A 17,184-nucleotide genomic window follows, 5' to 3' on the forward strand; every position below is an offset into this window, starting at 1 on the left:
AAGCGCCTTCGTGTTTACGTTTGAAATAATCGCTTATATAGCGTTAAATGAATCCATTGAAATTAATTTCCGCTGGATAGCCCACAGAACTAATCCTACAATATTTTTGGTGCCTGTTTTTAAAAAGAGTGTGTTTTTGTAATTCTCAACCGTTTTGGGCGCCAAAAAAAGCTTCTCTCCTATTTCTTTAGCCGTACATTGTTTGGCTAATAAATAAAGTATGTCTAATTCTCTAGTAGAAATATCATGCTTTTTGAGGGCAAGTTCACTACTATTATCCTGAATAGCATTCTTTAAATAAGGAAATTGCTCTTTAGTAATATAATGCCCTTTAGTTAAGATTTCGTGTAGAATAAGAACAAACTCATTTAGTTTAATATACTTTGGTAAATACCCCGCAACGCCTAATTTAATCATATAGCCAATTAAGGATTCGTTATAATGAGAAGTTAGCACGATAACAGGAATAGTAATATGTTCCAATTTTAAAATTTCCATTAACTTTTCTGCTGTAGTATCTCCTAATTGAAAGTCCATAATAATCAGATCAGTATCCTTGCTAATGGTCCCTAAGGCTTCTTTAAACTGTGTTCCATTTTCGAAAGTATAAGCAACTTCTAAATTTGGCGAAGCATTAAGAAAGTCTTTAATTAGTTCTAAGATTAAAGTATCATCTTCAACCAGTGTAATTTTATATTTCATTTTGTACAAGTACTATTATTTTAGTTCCACAATTTATTTTGCTCTTAATCTTAAACTGACCATTAATTAAAAAAAGTCGATTTTGAATGCTTTGATACCCCAACCCTTTAGTATTCCCCAAAAAGCCTATTCCATTATCTTCCAAGGAGAAGTAAATCCCTTTTTGACTTTCTCGTAGCTCCATTTTTATCTCTGTCGCTTTTGCATGTTTCACAATATTGGTAATCAACTCTTGAACAATTCTAATAAGCTGCATTTTAAAATTAGCAGACCAATCTTTTTGTCGGTGCAAACTAACCCATTTATGAAGTGTATATTTTGGAATTACTTTCTCCAATTGATTGAGTAGTAAAACAGGTAAAGGCGTGTCCTTGTAAAAAGGAGGATTTAAATTATGTGAGATATCTCTTACAGTTAGCAATGTTTCTTTGATATCCGATTCTACTTGCTCTACTGAATAACCTAAGTTTAATTTCAACAGAATAAGACTTAATTTGTTTGATATTGTATCGTGTAAATCACTGCCAATGCGTATTCTTTCATCTTCTTGTGTTTCAATATGCTTTTGAATCAAGACTTTTAAGTGTGTTTTTTCTATTTGCTCGACTTGTTGTTTTCTTTTTATTTCATTGCGGTGATTTTTTTTTAGTAAGTAAATCGAGGAATAACTAATACCGCTAACAATAAGTAAAGCATAAATGAACCATATAAATAAATTCAACGGATCTTTCCAGGGTTCAATTGATAATACGTGATTGCTATATAAAAGAGATGCAATAGAGTTGAATGTAACAGCCATAGAATAAACTTCAAATTATTATTCCAATAAACAGAAAAGGTTAGTAATAGGTAATAAATACAACTAAATGAAATATAGAACAGAACACAAGGTAGTAGCCACTTATATTTTTTAAGCTGCTGGTAGGTTGCTGTTAAACTAAATTTTTTTAGATTAAACAATAAGAGGGCATAACCTAACGAGCGACTCGGAATAGGTAAAAAAGAAGCTTCAAAAAACAAAAACAATATTTCGATACCTATAATACCCATATAGAAAGCCAAGATTGCCCTATACTGATACGCTTTTCTTTTTTCTTTTGTCAAAAAGAAATGATGCCAGATTACAAATTCAAAAAGACCAAATAAGGGAATTAGAAAGTGATTATAACCTAAATATTTTCCAAGTAAATAGCTCGATGCATCAAATACAAGACAACCAAGTACATAAAGACAAAGGAGAGTGTTTAAGCGCTGTTTGGTTAAAAAAAAGTATCCATAGATTACTATGGATACCATTAAATTAATCGTTAAAGCCTTGGTAATAAGGTCTGCAAGGGTGTATATATCCATATTAGATTACTGAAGATCTAATTCTAAATATTTATATAAACCGGCGTCGAATGTTGGTTTAAAAGGAGGTACAGGTCTAGCTGTATCATAAAAAGACTGGCTTTGTTCAAGTTTTGGAAACACTTGCTCGACAAGTAAATCATATTGAAAATTACTGTCTTTTTCTTCTTTTGTTGCTTTATTTACCAAACCTAAGTAGATAAAGTTAGCTTCAGCCTTGGAAGAAATATTTTCTTTGGGAATTTGAAAAAGAAGAGGTGATGATTTTAGATTAGCAAAGGTATGCGTTCTTGTTTCAGCATTATGCCAATGTTTCATTCGCTCTAAAGCTTCTTTACTCGAGATTTCTGTAGATACTAAGGGCGCATATAAAGCGGTGAAACTCAATACCCCTTCAGGTAATTGATCCTTTTCATAGTTTTTTTGCTTATCCAGTGAATCAGGTATAACTACTATAAAAAAATTACTGACAATTTCTTTTATATCGCTCTTTGGATCGATATCTTTTTGTTTATATCCCAAATATATTTTTAGCTCCTTTTCTGCTTTTAATACATCATAAAAAACATCAATAAGCTCAAATTTGAGTAAATGATTAAACAATAAGTTCGATTTCTCCAAAGACTTCGCTATTTGATACCAATTAGTTACTCCTTCTTTGACTTCTTTAAAAGTGATTTTTTTCATATCTAAATAGGTTAACAGATACACAAATATAGTTAAAACTAACTAACATTTTTGGGAATTGCATTGTATAGTTTTTAAGTAAATAAGGGAGAATTACCTTATAAATAGGGTGTTTTCACCCTAAATAGATTTTAGATTCGAACCTAGATTTGTATCAAACTTTAAAACTTAAAAGTTATGGAATCAAATTTATTATCAATTTCCCAACAATTTTCGGGATTACCAATGGATGCCTTAATCGGAGGCCCTTTAAATGCTGCCGCAGATGCCAATGCAAAAATGGCAATGACACAAACTATGTTTCTTTTAGACACTTGTTTTTCTAAAAAAATAGAAAAAGAGGGTGATCGAGTTATTAGTGAAAGTTTTCAGCCTATTATGATTAAAATGGAATTAGAACGCCCTTTTATTAAAGAGTCTGAAGATCCTGCCAAAGAACCTACCATAGAAATTGTCAAAACATCATTCAATTTGCCATTAATGACGATTATAGCCATTAATTCTTTAGCTGTGGATTCTGTGGATATCACGTTTGATATGGAAGTGAACTCGAGTTTTGCTGAAGAAACTTCTAAAGAAAAGAAAGAAGCAAAAGCAGGAGAAGCTTCTTTAGAAGCTAAGATTGGCTTTGGTTGTTTTTCTGCTACAATCAAAGGAAAAGCAAGTTACGATAGCAGTGAAACAAGCAAAGAAAGTCAGCATTACCAGAAAAGTAATTCGGCTAAATATCACGTGAGTGTACATGCCGGACAATTACCTATTCCTACTGGTGTAGCAACTATTATTGATGTTTTTTCTAAATCCATTGATCCTATTATTCTTCCTAAAAAAGAAGTTTAAAAGCGATTGCTCATTAAAAAGTGCATCTAATAGATGATTTTGAAAGATTAAAAACAATTCAAGTGAGCTCTACTTCTAGAGCTCACTTAAAAAAAGTGATAGTATGACTCCAATAAAACAACAAGCCTATACCAGAGACCAAGATTCAGAGCTTAATATAGAATCGATTATCTCTGCACCTTTAATCGCTTTATCTAAGGCCAATACCATGATGTTAAATGGACAGGCACAATCTATTCTTGATCAATACTTTATAGAAGTAACAAAAAAGAAAAAGGGGAAAAAGATATACAAGCCTAAAATGATAAATATGACTTTTACGAAGCGCATTGATTTCGAAGGAGAAGTTAGTAATCATGAAGTCGTTTTTCAAGTTCCACTCTTATCGATTGCGCCGATCAATTCTATTGCTATAGAAAAAATGAAATTGTCTTTCAATTTAGATATCACTTCTACAACCAGTTACATTAATAAACCCAATGGAATAATTGAACGGAAAGCCCAGTTAAATGGCAAAATATCAAACGTCACTCCCCATGATTCGGGCGAAAATAAATATACAAAAACGAGCCAAAGGGCATTAAAAATCGATATTCAGGCTGGTTCATTGCCCCTTCCTTTGGGAATTTTAAATATTCTAGATCTCTATAGTAAAAATATTCAACCTTCAAATATTAAGTAAATATGCAACCCAAAACATCAACCATCGCTTGTCCTAATTGCAGTACACCTATTCTACTTGAAATAGTTCAATTGCTACAAGGAACGAAATTTACTTGTCCTACTTGCCAAGCAGCTGTTGGTTTATCAACTGACAGTAAAAGCATTCTTGAGCAAGCAGTCAAATCTTATGAAAAAGCTCCGTTTAACCTCTAAATATCTCTCTCATGGCATTAATTAGTTTTAAAAAATTTATTCAGGCTATACATTCAGCTATCTTGCTGTCTAGTGAACAAATAGTGAAACAGAACTTATCCCTTTTACAGGAATACTTTGAAGAACAAGAAGTAGAAGTTGCTAATGAAAAAGGAGAAATAACAACCAAAAAGACCCTCATTCCAAAAACAGTAACGCTTACATATCCTGTACAAAATACAGTGCCAAATAATGAAAACTCCGACAATTTTTCTTTGGTAATGACACCTGTAGAGGTTCCATTGATTGCTATGGTTCCTATGAATAATTGCGGGATTGAAAAAGCCAAATTTACCACTGAATTTCAAATGCAAATCATACAAGATGAATTGCAGATTTTATTTGGAAAACCCTCTTCTGCCATGCTTAAAAAGACGCCTGGTACTAATTGGGGCAAACTGGAAATTACGTTAAGCCCTCAAGAAACAGCCGAGGGGCTAAGACTTATCACTGAGAGTTATGAAAATTTCTTAAAGCGACAAATTACATAGCGCGAGTCAAACTACTAAAAAAAAAAGGTATGAAAATTGAACTACTAAAACCCAATGTATCCCATCCAGCTATAAAGCAGTGGAAGGAATTCCAAAATAGCTTGGGAAATTACCAAGGTAAAATCGATGAATTCTACGATATAAACTTTTTAGAAACCATCCAAAAATACCAACGTGAAAAACAGCTACCTCCCGATGGATTTATAGGCAATAAAACCTGGTTAGAAGCCTATAAAGAAGGGATGGTGTTTTCTGATACACAAAAAATGGAATTTCCTATGAAACCCAATTTTTCCCCTGTCGTAGCGCAACAAACTAAGTTTGAAACATTTGGAGAATTAAAATTTGCACCTAGTCCTACGAAGGATAATCCTGAGAATATTGTTATTCTCAATGATTTTGAAACTAAAAATATTGTTCGCGTGGAGCTTCCACAATTGAATAAAATGTCTAAAGGAATATATAAAGCCATGCGTTTTCATCGCAAGGGAGCAGAACAATTGCGCAGTTTTTTTAATGAAATCGAAAAAAAAGGGCTATTACCTCTGCTCCTTACGTATGGTGGAAGTTATAATCCACGTTTAATTAGGGGCTCCAAAACCTCCCTTTCTAATCATTCCTTTGGAACAGCATTTGATTTTAATATGCAGTGGAATTCTTTAAATGCAGATCCTACCGCATTGGGATTGACCGGTTCTGTTCGCGAATTAGTTCCCTTAGCCCATGAATATGGGTTTTATTGGGGAGGTCACTTCAGTAGAAAGGATGGAATGCATTTCGAAATAGCTAAATTCTTGTAGTATATGAAATCAATCCTCCCTATACTGTTCTTAACGTTATGTACTTTTTTAGGTATCCAAGGAGTTGCTCAAGAACGATCTTTTGCCTTTCAAGACCCCGACTCTAAAAGGGATACGCTAAAAATTAAACTAAGTTGGTATCCCAACCGAGTCATTGTTGGTGATAAAACTAAACCTGTGGCTTTAGTTGGGGTCTATAAAAAAATTGTAAATACCACAGATACCATACAAGATATTTACAATTCAATTGCGTATTTAAACTTTCCGCAAGTAGAGACTAGCAGCTTTAAACAACATACCTATAGAGGGTTTAAAATTCTAAATCTCGATAACGCTGTGTATAAAAATGACACCCAATTCTGGGAAGAATACAACTTACCTTGGTTGAAAGAACTCATAGAAACACAAACGACCATCTATGTACTCAGTAATGCAACCCTAGATCAATTGAAGTATCAATTTATTTATTTTTATCCGCAGGGACCTATTGTATATAAGTACTTTACGACCAATAACCAACTCATGCGTACGGGGTTTGGCAAAGAAATAGAATATTTAGATGCTCAAATTAAACAAGGCTATTATAGATGGAATGAACATTTAGGAGCCTATCAACCTATTAATTAAACAATGAAAAACTACCCTTAAAAAAGAACTTAGAATTGGCATTTTCTTTGATGGAACAGGAAATAATGCCCAAAATGCATTAAAGCGAACTACTTCGGATTGTTCAGAACCCACTGGCAGTTATGCTATCTCTCCAACCAATATTTATCGACTATTTAAAAACTATACCCAAAACGGTACAGATCAAACCAAAGCCATCTATATTGAAGGTATAGGAACTTTAGATCACTGTGATGATTCGACAACCTCTTCGGCTAGTGGGCATGATATTTGGGAAGGCTATAGTGCCAATGCTAAAACACAAAGAGCTTTTGAGAGTTTATATAGCTATCTTGAAGAATTGGCAATCAAAAATTACCAACAGACGCTTGATATTTCCATAACCCTCGATTTATTTGGGTTCAGTAGAGGTGCCTCCTTAGCTAGAAATTTTGCCAATGTAGCCCTTGAAAATGAAACGATATTTAAGCGTATTTTGCAAAATGAAGGACATCATTTAAGTAATTTAAATCTTGGTTTTATAGGATTATTTGATACCGTTGAAAGTATTAAATTAAGTCCGCTGAATTTATCTTTAGCTAAGGTGAAAGCAGAAGGAATTTTTCACTTAACTGCTCTACATGAGTGTAGAGAAAATTTTCCATTAACTAGTATTTTTACTACAGCAGACCAATATGCAAATGCTCATAAAACAGGAGCAGGCTATCACAAAAGTACATCTAAAAACTATTTTGAATTACGCGTACCTGGCGCGCATTCTGATATTGGTGGAGGCTATAATACCAGTGAAAACGAAGTAAAAACGATTAACCTTAATGCTACTTATACGCAAGGGGGGGCTATGGCTGATGCAGAAAAAATAAAAAAGGACAATCCCGATTTTAAAAATATCCTACATAATTTGTCTTTTGAATTTGAAAAAAAATCCCTTGGGTATAATACGATAAGCAGAAGAAACCCTGTTCAAGGACATTTACAATATGTTTATGGGCACCTAATGCTGGAAATAGCACGAAAATTTAATGTCCCTTTTAATGCAGCTCTATTTGAAGAAAAACATCCCATTCCAGAAGATCTAAAAGCCTTTCGTACAGGAATTAAAAAACAAAGCGAACAACTTTTAACCAAAAAAATAATTACGGAAGAATTGGAACAAAAAGAAGTACACTTGGATGAAATTCTCAAGAAGTATGTGCATATTTCAGTTTCAACGCGTACCTTTTTTGGCAGCGAGGATACGAAAGATAACTCTGAGAATCCAGAACCAATCCTACAAAAAACACTGCAATCATCGACTCGCTTTAGTGCTCCGACCAAACATCTTATCGTTCATAGACCCACGCCAAATTGGCAAAGAGAAATTAAATTTGTCTAAATAGAAAGTCAAGCCTAAAAATTTAGGCTTGACTTTTTTATACGAGTAAATATCTTCTGCTCCAGCTATTAGTTCTCTTGGGGTTCAACGTCAAAATTAACCATCCAATTGATGCCAAATTTATCCGTAGACATACCAAAATAAGCACCCCAAAACGTATTTTCCATAGGCATGATAACTTGTCCACCTACTGAAATACCCGCAAATAATTTATCTGCTTCTTCTTTGCTCTCCGCATTAATGGAAATTGAAAAGTTATTGCCTTGCATAAAAGTAGGACCACATTCTCCCCCTGTATCACTTCCCATTAAAACGGTATTACCAATTGGTAAACTCACGTGCATTATTTTATTTTTATCCGCTTCAAGCACTGGGAATCCTTCTTCGTTAGGCATTTCACCGAATTTTCCTATATAAGTAAATTCTCCCCCAAAAACGGATTTGTAAAAGTTAAATGCCTCTTCACAATTTCCATCAAAAGTTAAATAAGTGTGTACTGTTGCCATAGTTTAATTTAAATATTAGAAAAAATTATAGATTTTATTCTTCTTCGGAAAGCAGATACCTACCGCCTTAATTGGCATTGCTTCATTAAGCATCAGGAATGTTAGGCTCAACTAACTTTTTCAGTTTTTCCAAGCTTTCTTGCCAGCCTAAATAGCACATTTCAACAGGAATGGCATCAGGAATTCCTTCTTGTGTAGCCGTAATTTCAGTACCACAATTTACTTTTTTAAATACAATAGTTGTGGTCATTTCTCCAGGTAAATTTGGATTGTCAAAACGGTCGGTGTATTTCAGAAATTCACTGGGAACTATTTCAATATATTCTCCGCTAAAGGAATGACTACTACCGGTTGAAAAATTAGTGAATGCCATTTCATAAGAACCGCCAACTTTAAAATCTAACTGTAGAACTTTAGCTGTAAAACCATATGGCGGTAACCAAGAAGCTAGTGCATCTGCATCAGAAAAAGCTTTAAAAACCTTTTCTGGGCTAACTGTAAGCACTCTGTGTAAAGTTACTTTATTGGACATAATTAGTATTTTAGAATTATTTCTTCAATTTACTTTCGTACAAATCAACCCACTGTTTTACGCTCATTTTTTGCATCAATTCACCAAGAAGAGTATAGGGAATCTCTTCCATTTTTTTAAATCGGATACAACTTTTGCCCATATCCAATTTTTGTTTACTGTGTTTCGGATATTCTGCTACAAACCAATCTAATAATGTAGGATCAGAGTAAATACCCATGTGATATAAGTTAATAGAATTCTTTTGAGAAGCGATGCCAGCAAAAGGTAAAGGTTCTATCGGTTTACAATGATAACCTGCGGGATAAATACTATGTGGAACCACATAACCCAATCCCCCATAGCTTATAGCTGGTTCAAAACCTTTGGGCAGATTTTCAACAATAATGTTGTGAAGTCTTGTAAACGCCTCTTTGCGTTCCGTTGGTACGTTTGATAAGATTTGCTCTACGGTATTACCTACTGCTTTCATAAATAACTAAGGGTTACTTGTGCTTGGGTACTATACGACAGAGAGACAGATACAGAAGGAATTTTACAATTCAAGCGGTATGTCTTTCCGTTTCAGTTATTATTTAATTTTATGACTTTAAAAAAGTAGGAGCAAAACTAACAGTTAGATAAAAAATCTTCTATTTAAAACTGTAAGAAGCACAAACCTTTCCTACTACTAATTTATAAAAAATAAGAATATAAAATATATTTTACACATCATTATACTATAATAGTACTTATTTAACTTATTTAGTTCAATAAATAAAATTTACAAACATTTCGAAGCGTATCTTGCTCTTAATTAAAGCTTAATTGTATTGATGTTTAGAATTCTACGTTGTCAAATGAAACAGTCCTTCTTGTTTTGATAGAACTATGATTTACTAAAAATAGCTATTATAAATGCTCTAAGGCATCTCATCTTCTAGTGCGCTCCTTGCTGTTTCAGCGAGTTCCTAGATAACTATAATTGTAGATCTAACTTTTAAACAACTCCTCTTGCTTAATTAATTTTTATTTCTTTCTTTTGTATCGTTAATTCTAGATATATAGAAATGGTAGATTTTTTCAAAGCCTTATCCAATGAACATCGAATTCAAATATTAACGTGGTTGAAAAAACCCCATGCTTATTTTGAATTAGATGATATTGAACCTGAAGTACATGAATTTGGGGTTTGTATGAGTGTGATTCAAAAGAAAGCAGGCTTATCTCAATCAACCATTTCATCCTATTTAACCGCTATGGTTCAAATTGGCTTATTGACTTCTATTCGAAACGGGCAATGGACGTATTATAAACGCAATGAATTAAAAATTGCTGAACTAGCAGCCTATATTAAAAATCAGCTTTAAAAATAAAAACTTCTTTAATTCTAAACGTTAAAACAAACATATCTATAATTTTAGATATCTAAATATCTAATTAAATAAAAATGAATAATCATCAAACATTTAATCGAGTCTTTAAAAAAGATAAACTAACCCTTGGGATTTTTCTTCCTCTGGAGGTTTATAAGGAACCTCATCTAAACTTTAATATACACATGCAGTATATTAAACAAATAGATCAAGCTAATTTTGCTTCCTTATGGGTAAGGGATATTCCTATGTATGACCCAAATTTCAGGGATGTAGGACAAGGGTATGATCCTTTAACCTATCTTGCTTATCTTGCTGGACAAACCCAAAATATAGCTTTGGGAACGGGCAGTATTGTTCTTCCCCTACACCACCCGATTGCTTTAGCTAAAATAACCGCTTCTATTGATCAACTATCCAACGGAAGGTTAATTTTGGGAATTGGTTCTGGCGATCGTTTTACAGAGTATAAGGCCTTTGGCAAACCTTATGAACAACGTTCCGCTTTATTTAGAGAGGTCTTAAACGATATGAAAATACTTCATCGCGATCATTTTCCTAAAATGAATTCCTCTCTAACCCAAAATGAAGAGTTAGACCTTATTCCTAAGCCCATTCATTCTTTTGTACCTACACTTATTACCGGAGCTAGTCAACAATCGCTGCAATGGATTGCTGAACATGCAGATGGATGGATGAGTTATCCCGGTCCGACAACCACAAATAAAGACACCGCTGGTTTAGAACAAAAAATTAAAACTTTTAGGAGTTTTATCCCTACTCCTATTTTTAAGCCACATATGACGAATGAATGGATCCAATTACATGAGGATCCTCATTTTCCGCGTACTCCATTACAAGGTGGATTTATTTTACAAACAGGAAGATATGGCTTACTTGAACTTTTACATAAATGGCAAGAAATTGGAGTCAACCACGCGGCATTAGGAATTCAATTTGGAAAAAGAAATCTAGGTGAAACTTTGGATGAATTAGCCACCGAAATATTGCCTTACTTTCCAACCTTAGATTAAGTACTCGATTTAATTTTACCTCAATCAGTGGTAAACGAGAGTTACACTTTTTTAGGTTTAATTATCTCTTTATCGAAAGATAATAGAATAAAAAAGCATTTTCATTCCTTAAAATGCTTTTTTATTTAAACCTTTTAATTAATTCTGCATGAATGCTGTAAGCCGTCTTTGATAACTTAATAAAAATACACTTCCGGTTAAAATCAAGAGAATAAGCATCAAAATAGTTGCATATAAAAAGCCATTTGTACTACTAAAATAAGTTTGCCCAACTAAACTTACACCCAACGCAATACTCAATTGCTGTACGGTTAAATATAAACTGGATCCTGCTGAAGTATAAGCGGTTGGTAAAGTACTCAAAGCATAGGTAAACATAGAAGGCAAAATGATACCGCATCCTACACCGTATTCAAATAATAAAAGGGATACTTGGTAGAAAGTCAGTTGTTCTGTTCTTAATAGAAGATAGTGTGTAATTAGTCCAACTACCATCAAGAGTAACCCCAATAGCATAAAACGTTCTTGATACTGTGCTAAAAACTTGAATGACAGCAAAGAGGCAAGAACATAGCCAATACCTTGAAAGGCAAATAATAGACCCGTTTCGGTAGCGGTATAATGTAATTGTAACTGAAAGTGATTGGCATAGATAAAGAAATACGAATCTTGTACGAAAGAATAAAATACTAAAGCAAGAAGTGTTACTTTAAATGCACTGTTTTTAAAGGGTTTAAAATCAATAAGTACGGATTTATTTTGTTTGTATTTTTTAAATTGAAAGTAGAAAAACATCAGAATACCTAGAACAGAAAAGACAAAACCTAGGAGTAAAAAGGTTGTCCATCCCGCATCTACGCCTCGTACTAAACTATATAAGAATAGAACAAGCAAAGCAATTAGGGTTAGTTGAGATAACGGTTGAATCTGTATCGTTTTTTTGCGCTCAACTTCTACCAAAAGGAAACAGGATAGCAAACCCACTAAAAAGGCCAGCGGTACATTGATAAGAAAAATTAATCGCCAGGCACCAAAATCATAAGCTAAATCAGGTAGAAATCCACCTAGAACTTGTCCTAATACGGAGGCTATACCTGCTATTGCCCCATAGATAGCATAGGCGCGTCGTCTCTCCTGCTCTTCCGTAAATACAGTTGCTAATAAAGTTACCCCTTGAGGTACCATAAAAGCACCACTCATACCTTGAAGTAGCCGAAAGAGATTGAGTTGTTCTACCGTTGAAGCGATTCCACATAAGAAAGAAAATAGGCCAAAACTGAAAATAGACAGAATAAATACCCGTTTATGCCCATATTTTAGACCTACTTTGCCTGAAGTAATTAAAAAAGCACCATACCCAATGACATAATACACAATAATAAACTGTATATCTGCTACGTTGGCGTTTAGAGCCTCTCGTATTTGAGGAATCGCAACATTGACAATAAATAAATCTAATACGCTTAGAAAAATGGACATAGAGAGTAAGACTAGCGTTACTCTTTTTTTAAATGGAGCTATTGTTGTATTCATTCGTTGCTTCCGATATTTTATAATTATCTTTGCAAATGTCAGCGATATCTAGCTTACAGTCAAGTAGGTAAAAAAAAGAGACTACGTATGAAAAACAATACCAATACTGAAAATGAGCCCACTACGGTCGAAAAAAAATTAGAATATTTTGAAAATAACGATTTTACTCAACAAGCTTTAAAAACAATTACTGGAAAATGGAAAATATCCATTATCAAAACCATTGCCGTTAATTGTCCAAAGCGATTTGGTATACTCAAAAAAAATCTAGATACCATTGCGCAAGGAACGTTGACAACTGTATTGAGAGACTTGGAAAATGACGGTTTATTACTTCGAGAAGTATATGCCGAAATACCTCCGCGTGTAGAATACAAACTCACAGAAAAAGGAATTAGGTTATTGCCTATATTAGAAGAATTGGAAACTTGGTATACAACAAAGTAAAAACAGAAGTATAAAGTTTAGAAAATACTATTCATCTTCCCCTTTAATCGTATCAATATTAACTATTAAAAGTAAGTATAAATTCACTTCCCACGCCATATTCGCTATGTACACGAATAGTTCCCTGCTGCGCCTCTATAATCTCTTTACTTATGGAAAGCCCCAATCCGGTGCCTTCCCTATGTGTTCCAGGCACCCTAAAATAACGATCAAATACCCGTCCTAGATATTCAGGAGGTATTCCCATACCGTCATCTATAATTTTAATAGTTGTTGTTCCTTGTTCATCTTGAGAAACGCAAACCTTTACTACCGAAGATTCATGAGAATAATTAATAGCATTGGCAATTAAATTAGTCAATACCCACGTTGTTTTCTCTGCATCAACTTTAATTGTATGTAAGGTTTCTGGCAGTTTAACTTCTAACTGAATCTCTTTTCGTTCAGCTTGCATATGGTTTGTCTCCACTGCATATTGAACAATTTGCTCTACTTCACAAGGTTTCATATTCATTGAAATCTTTCCACTTTCTATTTGCGTTAGATTTAGCAATTCAGCCGTTATTTTTAAGAGTCTTCCTGCATCGTCCTGAATACTGTCAATCAAGATAGTTTGCTCTTCATTAAGGAGACCTATTTGTTCATTTTTTAAGAGTTGAAGACTCATCTTCATCGATGCTATTGGCGTTTTAAACTCGTGCGATACTGTTGCAATAAAATGTGTTTTAGCCGTATCTAATTCTTTAAATTCAGTAATATTCTTTAAAATAATTACATGTCCTACTAATTCTTTATGTTCCTCACCTGTTGGAGTTATTTCTATGTGTAAAAACTGTTTATCAAAATAATTTTCCTTGTCGTTATAAATAATTTTCAGCAATTCTTTATCCATTTGCTCGCTGTGGATTTCTTTGAGTAATAAACGCATTAAATCGTTGTAAATAGCAATATCCTTACTGCTCTTACCTACCATTTCTTGTTCCTCTAATCCCAAAACTTTACACGCTTCTTCATTGACAAAAATAACCTGCATCGTTTCATCTAAACCAATAACGACATCCGACATATTATTTATTAAAGCCTCAATTCTCTTTTTCTGACGCATCAACTTGGCTAAATGACTACTATTGTATTCTTCTAACTTTTGAGCCATGCTATTAAAAGACTGGGCTAATTCACCAAATTCATCGTGTTTATCTAAAAAAACGCGCTCTTTATAATTACTTGCCGCAATTTGTTTAATACTCGCCGTTAATTTCTGAATGGGATCCGCTATGTTTGAAGGCAAGTTTATAAACAAGCTCAAGGCAATCATAAAACAAGCCGTTCCCGCAATAGCAATCCATATTGTCGCTTGAATAGCGGTTTTATTTGCCAATTCACTTTTAAGCTCAATGGCATGCATATTCATTTCCATGACTTCAATGAGCCATTCTCTAATTTGCAATAAATCTTCAGGGCGCTGTCCTTTATTTATATAGGCTTCGAAATACGTGCGCAAAGTGCTATTCATTTCCTGTTCCCCTACTTCAGTTGCATTGCCTTCTTGCTTTTTTAGCTGTTCCTCGAATTGAGCCAAACGATTATCTCCCGATAGGTCTAAAGCGCGTAGCATGCTTTTGGCATATAGAAGTGAATTGTAATTATCATGAAGGATATTACGCGTATCAAGCTTTAGAAAATGAATATACACGGCTGCAATTGCCCCTAAAAAGACAATTAAAGTAACGAGTAACCCAAGACCTAACGTTAGTTTTGTTTTAATTCTCATTTCGAAAAAATTATAATATCAATAGGCAAAGAAGTGAGTTTCTTCAACAATTGGTTTAAGACATTCGTTGCTAAAATAATTTGATACAACCGCAATCTTGGTTTTCCGATACAAATCGTAGTGATTTGTCGCAGTTCTACCTGATCAATAATCGCTTTGGCTGTATTTTGATGTTCAATTTTAATAATCTCCGCTCCTAATTCAGTGGCTAATTTAAAATTATTAATTAAATGTCGTTGCTTATCTAAGGCAATTTTATTGGGATGTTCTTTAGGCGTTTGTACATAAAGCACATACCATTTGGTATTTAAATAACTCGCTAAGCGGGCCGTTTTTCTAATTACAATTTTCGCATTCTTATCATTGGAACTGATACAGGCCATAAAGCGATTGGGCTTAGCCGAAATAGACATACTGACTTCTGTAGCCACCTTGTTTTCAACATGAGAGGCTACTTCTTTTAAAGCTAACTCACGCAATTGAAGAATATTAGCCGAAGTGAAAAAATTTTGTAAGGCAGCTGGTACTTTATCTGCTGGATATATTTTTCCTTCTTTTAATCGCTCTATTAAATCATCCGAAGTAAGATCGATATTGACTACTTCATCTGCTTCTTGTAATACTTTATCCGGTACGCGCTCTGTTACATCGATAGAGGTAATTTCTTTTACTGCATTATTCAAGCTTTCGATGTGTTGAATATTTAGGGCAGATATCACATTGATACCTGCCTCTAATATTTCCATTACATCTTGCCAGCGTTTTGCGTTTTTACTGCCTGCAATATTAGAATGAGCTAATTCGTCAATAATAACAATTTCAGGATGATCTTTTAGAATGGCATCTAGATCCAATTCTTCAATCATTTTTCCCTTATAGAAAACTTCTTTTCTGGGTATAATAGATAATCCTTCTAATAAAGCGTGTGTCTCTTTGCGATTATGGGTTTCGATAAATCCTAATTTAACATCTATTCCATTTCGCTTTAAGTCTCTTGCTTCCAGAAGCATGCGGTAGGTTTTACCTACTCCAGCACTCATCCCTATATAAACCTTAAACTTCCCGCGTTTTGAACGGCGGATAAGAGCTAAAAAATCTTCTGCACTTTGACGAGTTTCTCTTTCCATTTACAATCGAATTGATAGACTGCTACCTATAAAGGTTTGTCCTGTTACTTCTTTGTCGTTTCTCATAAAGATAGCATCTTTACTAGTTAAAGACCGCACTTCAAGACGCCATAATACCTCCGGTGTAATTTGATAGTCTAAATTGGTAGAATATCCCCATGTTTGAAATCCGTTGGTCGTTTCAGTAGAAATAATTACCCCATCTCTATCATAGTAATATTCTGCTCTAGCGGCAATCCTCCATTTGTCAGATAAAGCATATTGCCCCATAATCAAAGGAGCGTACCAATTGCTGTATGCTTGTCCATTTTTTTCTTTTTGTTGAACTCCGATATCAAAACCTGCCAATATTTTGAAATTTTCATGCAACTGATAGGAGGCGTATAAATTGTGAAAATATCGCATTTTACGTTCTATATCTGGCGTATCACTACCAACAAATGAACTGCTGTTAATGGTCCATTTACTTGTAGGTGTATACGTCAATTGATGTCCTACAGCTAAGGTAGAATTCCCCTCAGGACGCTGAATTCGCTGCCAACCATTCATGACATTTAAAGCGAGCATCCATTTGCGATTCGGTGTTAAGTAGGATAATTTTATTGCAGAAGAAAAATAAGGCGAATTCTCTGCCATTATACTGCGTGTCATCGTCATAAGATCTGCCCCAATTGTGCTTTCAAACCCAATATGCGACGGCATAATCCCCACATCTAACCATACCTCTTTTGTAGGAGATAGCTTTACTCCAACATTCGCTTCGTATATATTTTTCAAACCATCGGATTCATTGACTAAATTAGAAGTTACATAGGTTCCAGCCATAAAAGCAAGATTGGCTCGGAGGCGCTCTTTTTCATAATTTAGTTTGACCATACCGAAGTTTAAATTTACTTCATTATGACGATTATAAGAATATAGGAAGTTGTTTACTTGTCCTTTTTTAGGCTGGTTCAAGTCATACATATAGTATAACTCACCATAAGCTTGTACTTTTAAGTCATCTGTCCATGGGCGTTCTTGGGCTTGAACAGATGAAAGAGCAAGTGCACCGATGACAAGTGCACCTACTAAAGATAGTCTCTCTTTCAT

20 protein-coding genes are annotated in these 17,184 nt (G+C 34.1%); 10 read left to right on the plus strand and 10 right to left on the minus strand.

Annotated features, from left to right (window positions below; all coding sequences use genetic code 11):
- Positions 1-33: 33 nt before the first annotated feature.
- The 3 genes from ACMHJ2_RS07510 to ACMHJ2_RS07520 all read right to left on the minus strand — a co-directional run bounded on the left by ACMHJ2_RS07510 (position 34) and on the right by ACMHJ2_RS07520 (position 2,739).
- Positions 34-702 (minus strand): response regulator transcription factor, encoded by a 669-nt coding sequence (locus ACMHJ2_RS07510; protein WP_413512337.1) that lies wholly within the window; start codon positions 700-702, stop codon positions 34-36.
- Positions 692-1,501, minus strand: a complete 810-nt coding sequence (locus ACMHJ2_RS07515) for a sensor histidine kinase (RefSeq protein WP_413512338.1) — start codon at positions 1,499-1,501, stop codon at positions 692-694. Before ACMHJ2_RS07515 ends, ACMHJ2_RS07510 begins: the two co-directional genes overlap by 11 nt.
- 557 nt (positions 1,502-2,058) lie before the next feature.
- Entirely contained in the window at positions 2,059-2,739 is a 681-nt protein-coding gene (locus ACMHJ2_RS07520) for a hypothetical protein (protein WP_413512339.1), read from the minus strand.
- A gap of 177 nt (positions 2,740-2,916) precedes the next feature.
- On the opposite strand from ACMHJ2_RS07520, the gene ACMHJ2_RS07525 reads away from it, so the two are divergent.
- From ACMHJ2_RS07525 to ACMHJ2_RS07555, 7 genes are all read left to right on the plus strand, one after another.
- On the plus strand, positions 2,917-3,579 hold the full coding sequence (locus ACMHJ2_RS07525) for a DUF2589 domain-containing protein (protein ID WP_413512340.1): 663 nt from the start codon (positions 2,917-2,919) through the stop codon (positions 3,577-3,579).
- Positions 3,580-3,682: 103 nt separating this feature from the next.
- Complete coding sequence (locus ACMHJ2_RS07530; protein WP_413512341.1) at positions 3,683-4,261, plus strand: DUF2589 domain-containing protein; 579 nt, start codon at positions 3,683-3,685, stop codon at positions 4,259-4,261.
- A 2-nt stretch (positions 4,262-4,263) separates the two neighbouring features.
- A complete protein-coding gene (locus ACMHJ2_RS07535; protein ID WP_413512342.1) occupies positions 4,264-4,455 on the plus strand; it encodes a hypothetical protein in 192 nt (63 codons plus the stop codon).
- An 11-nt stretch (positions 4,456-4,466) separates the two neighbouring features.
- The gene (locus ACMHJ2_RS07540) at positions 4,467-4,985 is read left to right on the plus strand and encodes a DUF2589 domain-containing protein (RefSeq protein WP_413512343.1); all 519 of its coding nucleotides are present in this window, start codon (positions 4,467-4,469) and stop codon (positions 4,983-4,985) included.
- Positions 4,986-5,014: 29 nt separating this feature from the next.
- Positions 5,015-5,785 (plus strand): M15 family metallopeptidase, encoded by a 771-nt coding sequence (locus ACMHJ2_RS07545; protein WP_413512344.1) that lies wholly within the window; start codon positions 5,015-5,017, stop codon positions 5,783-5,785.
- A gap of 3 nt (positions 5,786-5,788) precedes the next feature.
- Positions 5,789-6,412, plus strand: coding sequence for a hypothetical protein (locus tag ACMHJ2_RS07550; protein ID WP_413512345.1), 624 nt, complete (start codon positions 5,789-5,791; stop codon positions 6,410-6,412).
- A gap of 40 nt (positions 6,413-6,452) precedes the next feature.
- Positions 6,453-7,787: a T6SS phospholipase effector Tle1-like catalytic domain-containing protein gene (locus ACMHJ2_RS07555; protein ID WP_413512433.1), complete on the plus strand. Its 1,335-nt coding sequence runs from the start codon at positions 6,453-6,455 to the stop codon at positions 7,785-7,787.
- A gap of 68 nt (positions 7,788-7,855) precedes the next feature.
- Here ACMHJ2_RS07555 and ACMHJ2_RS07560 read toward each other — a convergent pair whose 3' ends face one another.
- The 3 genes from ACMHJ2_RS07560 to ACMHJ2_RS07570 all read right to left on the minus strand — a co-directional run bounded on the left by ACMHJ2_RS07560 (position 7,856) and on the right by ACMHJ2_RS07570 (position 9,297).
- Positions 7,856-8,293: a VOC family protein gene (locus ACMHJ2_RS07560; RefSeq protein WP_413512346.1), complete on the minus strand. Its 438-nt coding sequence runs from the start codon at positions 8,291-8,293 to the stop codon at positions 7,856-7,858.
- Positions 8,294-8,378: 85 nt separating this feature from the next.
- On the minus strand, positions 8,379-8,825 hold the full coding sequence (locus tag ACMHJ2_RS07565; RefSeq protein WP_413512347.1) for an SRPBCC family protein: 447 nt from the start codon (positions 8,823-8,825) through the stop codon (positions 8,379-8,381).
- 16 nt (positions 8,826-8,841) lie between these two features.
- The gene (locus tag ACMHJ2_RS07570) at positions 8,842-9,297 is read right to left on the minus strand and encodes a DUF1801 domain-containing protein (protein WP_413512348.1); all 456 of its coding nucleotides are present in this window, start codon (positions 9,295-9,297) and stop codon (positions 8,842-8,844) included.
- A 577-nt stretch (positions 9,298-9,874) separates the two neighbouring features.
- Between ACMHJ2_RS07570 and ACMHJ2_RS07575 the strand changes: the two genes are divergently transcribed.
- A complete protein-coding gene (locus ACMHJ2_RS07575; protein ID WP_413512349.1) occupies positions 9,875-10,174 on the plus strand; it encodes an ArsR/SmtB family transcription factor in 300 nt (99 codons plus the stop codon).
- An 80-nt stretch (positions 10,175-10,254) separates the two neighbouring features.
- The gene (locus ACMHJ2_RS07580; RefSeq protein ID WP_413512350.1) at positions 10,255-11,214 is read left to right on the plus strand and encodes an LLM class oxidoreductase; all 960 of its coding nucleotides are present in this window, start codon (positions 10,255-10,257) and stop codon (positions 11,212-11,214) included.
- Between the two features lie 138 nt (positions 11,215-11,352).
- Here ACMHJ2_RS07580 and ACMHJ2_RS07585 read toward each other — a convergent pair whose 3' ends face one another.
- Positions 11,353-12,747: an MFS transporter gene (locus ACMHJ2_RS07585; protein WP_413512351.1), complete on the minus strand. Its 1,395-nt coding sequence runs from the start codon at positions 12,745-12,747 to the stop codon at positions 11,353-11,355.
- A gap of 87 nt (positions 12,748-12,834) precedes the next feature.
- On the opposite strand from ACMHJ2_RS07585, the gene ACMHJ2_RS07590 reads away from it, so the two are divergent.
- A complete protein-coding gene (locus ACMHJ2_RS07590; RefSeq protein WP_413512352.1) occupies positions 12,835-13,194 on the plus strand; it encodes a winged helix-turn-helix transcriptional regulator in 360 nt (119 codons plus the stop codon).
- Between the two features lie 58 nt (positions 13,195-13,252).
- On the opposite strand, the gene ACMHJ2_RS07595 is transcribed toward ACMHJ2_RS07590, so the two are convergent.
- The 3 genes from ACMHJ2_RS07595 to ACMHJ2_RS07605 are packed head-to-tail and all read right to left on the minus strand — an operon-like array spanning position 13,253 to position 17,184.
- Entirely contained in the window at positions 13,253-14,965 is a 1,713-nt protein-coding gene (locus tag ACMHJ2_RS07595; RefSeq protein WP_413512353.1) for an ATP-binding protein, read from the minus strand.
- On the minus strand, positions 14,962-16,092 hold the full coding sequence (locus ACMHJ2_RS07600) for a sensor protein KdpD (protein ID WP_413512354.1): 1,131 nt from the start codon (positions 16,090-16,092) through the stop codon (positions 14,962-14,964). Before ACMHJ2_RS07600 ends, ACMHJ2_RS07595 begins: the two co-directional genes overlap by 4 nt.
- On the minus strand, positions 16,093-17,184 hold the full coding sequence (locus tag ACMHJ2_RS07605) for a porin (RefSeq protein ID WP_413512355.1): 1,092 nt from the start codon (positions 17,182-17,184) through the stop codon (positions 16,093-16,095).

It is taken from the genome of Myroides odoratus, assembly GCF_965118575.1.
GTDB lineage: Bacteria > Bacteroidota > Bacteroidia > Flavobacteriales > Flavobacteriaceae > Flavobacterium > Flavobacterium odoratum_B.

What these genes read in the sequence shown, in the direction of transcription:
- ACMHJ2_RS07550 (WP_413512345.1), top strand. Translation starts at nt 5,789, where the DNA reads ATGAAATCAATCCTCCCTATACTGTTCTTAACGTTATGTACTTTTTTA.
- ACMHJ2_RS07545 (WP_413512344.1), top strand. Translation starts at nt 5,015, where the DNA reads ATGAAAATTGAACTACTAAAACCCAATGTATCCCATCCAGCTATAAAG.
- ACMHJ2_RS07565 (WP_413512347.1), bottom strand. Translation starts at nt 8,825, where the DNA reads ATGTCCAATAAAGTAACTTTACACAGAGTGCTTACAGTTAGCCCAGAA.
- ACMHJ2_RS07605 (WP_413512355.1), bottom strand. Translation starts at nt 17,184, where the DNA reads ATGAAAGAGAGACTATCTTTAGTAGGTGCACTTGTCATCGGTGCACTT.
- ACMHJ2_RS07600 (WP_413512354.1), bottom strand. Translation starts at nt 16,092, where the DNA reads ATGGAAAGAGAAACTCGTCAAAGTGCAGAAGATTTTTTAGCTCTTATC.
- ACMHJ2_RS07535 (WP_413512342.1), top strand. Translation starts at nt 4,264, where the DNA reads ATGCAACCCAAAACATCAACCATCGCTTGTCCTAATTGCAGTACACCT.
- ACMHJ2_RS07585 (WP_413512351.1), bottom strand. Translation starts at nt 12,747, where the DNA reads ATGAATACAACAATAGCTCCATTTAAAAAAAGAGTAACGCTAGTCTTA.
- ACMHJ2_RS07515 (WP_413512338.1), bottom strand. Translation starts at nt 1,501, where the DNA reads ATGGCTGTTACATTCAACTCTATTGCATCTCTTTTATATAGCAATCAC.
- ACMHJ2_RS07575 (WP_413512349.1), top strand. Translation starts at nt 9,875, where the DNA reads ATGGTAGATTTTTTCAAAGCCTTATCCAATGAACATCGAATTCAAATA.
- ACMHJ2_RS07590 (WP_413512352.1), top strand. Translation starts at nt 12,835, where the DNA reads ATGAAAAACAATACCAATACTGAAAATGAGCCCACTACGGTCGAAAAA.
- ACMHJ2_RS07570 (WP_413512348.1), bottom strand. Translation starts at nt 9,297, where the DNA reads ATGAAAGCAGTAGGTAATACCGTAGAGCAAATCTTATCAAACGTACCA.
- ACMHJ2_RS07510 (WP_413512337.1), bottom strand. Translation starts at nt 702, where the DNA reads ATGAAATATAAAATTACACTGGTTGAAGATGATACTTTAATCTTAGAA.
- ACMHJ2_RS07595 (WP_413512353.1), bottom strand. Translation starts at nt 14,965, where the DNA reads ATGAGAATTAAAACAAAACTAACGTTAGGTCTTGGGTTACTCGTTACT.
- ACMHJ2_RS07520 (WP_413512339.1), bottom strand. Translation starts at nt 2,739, where the DNA reads ATGAAAAAAATCACTTTTAAAGAAGTCAAAGAAGGAGTAACTAATTGG.
- ACMHJ2_RS07560 (WP_413512346.1), bottom strand. Translation starts at nt 8,293, where the DNA reads ATGGCAACAGTACACACTTATTTAACTTTTGATGGAAATTGTGAAGAG.
- ACMHJ2_RS07530 (WP_413512341.1), top strand. Translation starts at nt 3,683, where the DNA reads ATGACTCCAATAAAACAACAAGCCTATACCAGAGACCAAGATTCAGAG.
- ACMHJ2_RS07580 (WP_413512350.1), top strand. Translation starts at nt 10,255, where the DNA reads ATGAATAATCATCAAACATTTAATCGAGTCTTTAAAAAAGATAAACTA.
- ACMHJ2_RS07540 (WP_413512343.1), top strand. Translation starts at nt 4,467, where the DNA reads ATGGCATTAATTAGTTTTAAAAAATTTATTCAGGCTATACATTCAGCT.
- ACMHJ2_RS07525 (WP_413512340.1), top strand. Translation starts at nt 2,917, where the DNA reads ATGGAATCAAATTTATTATCAATTTCCCAACAATTTTCGGGATTACCA.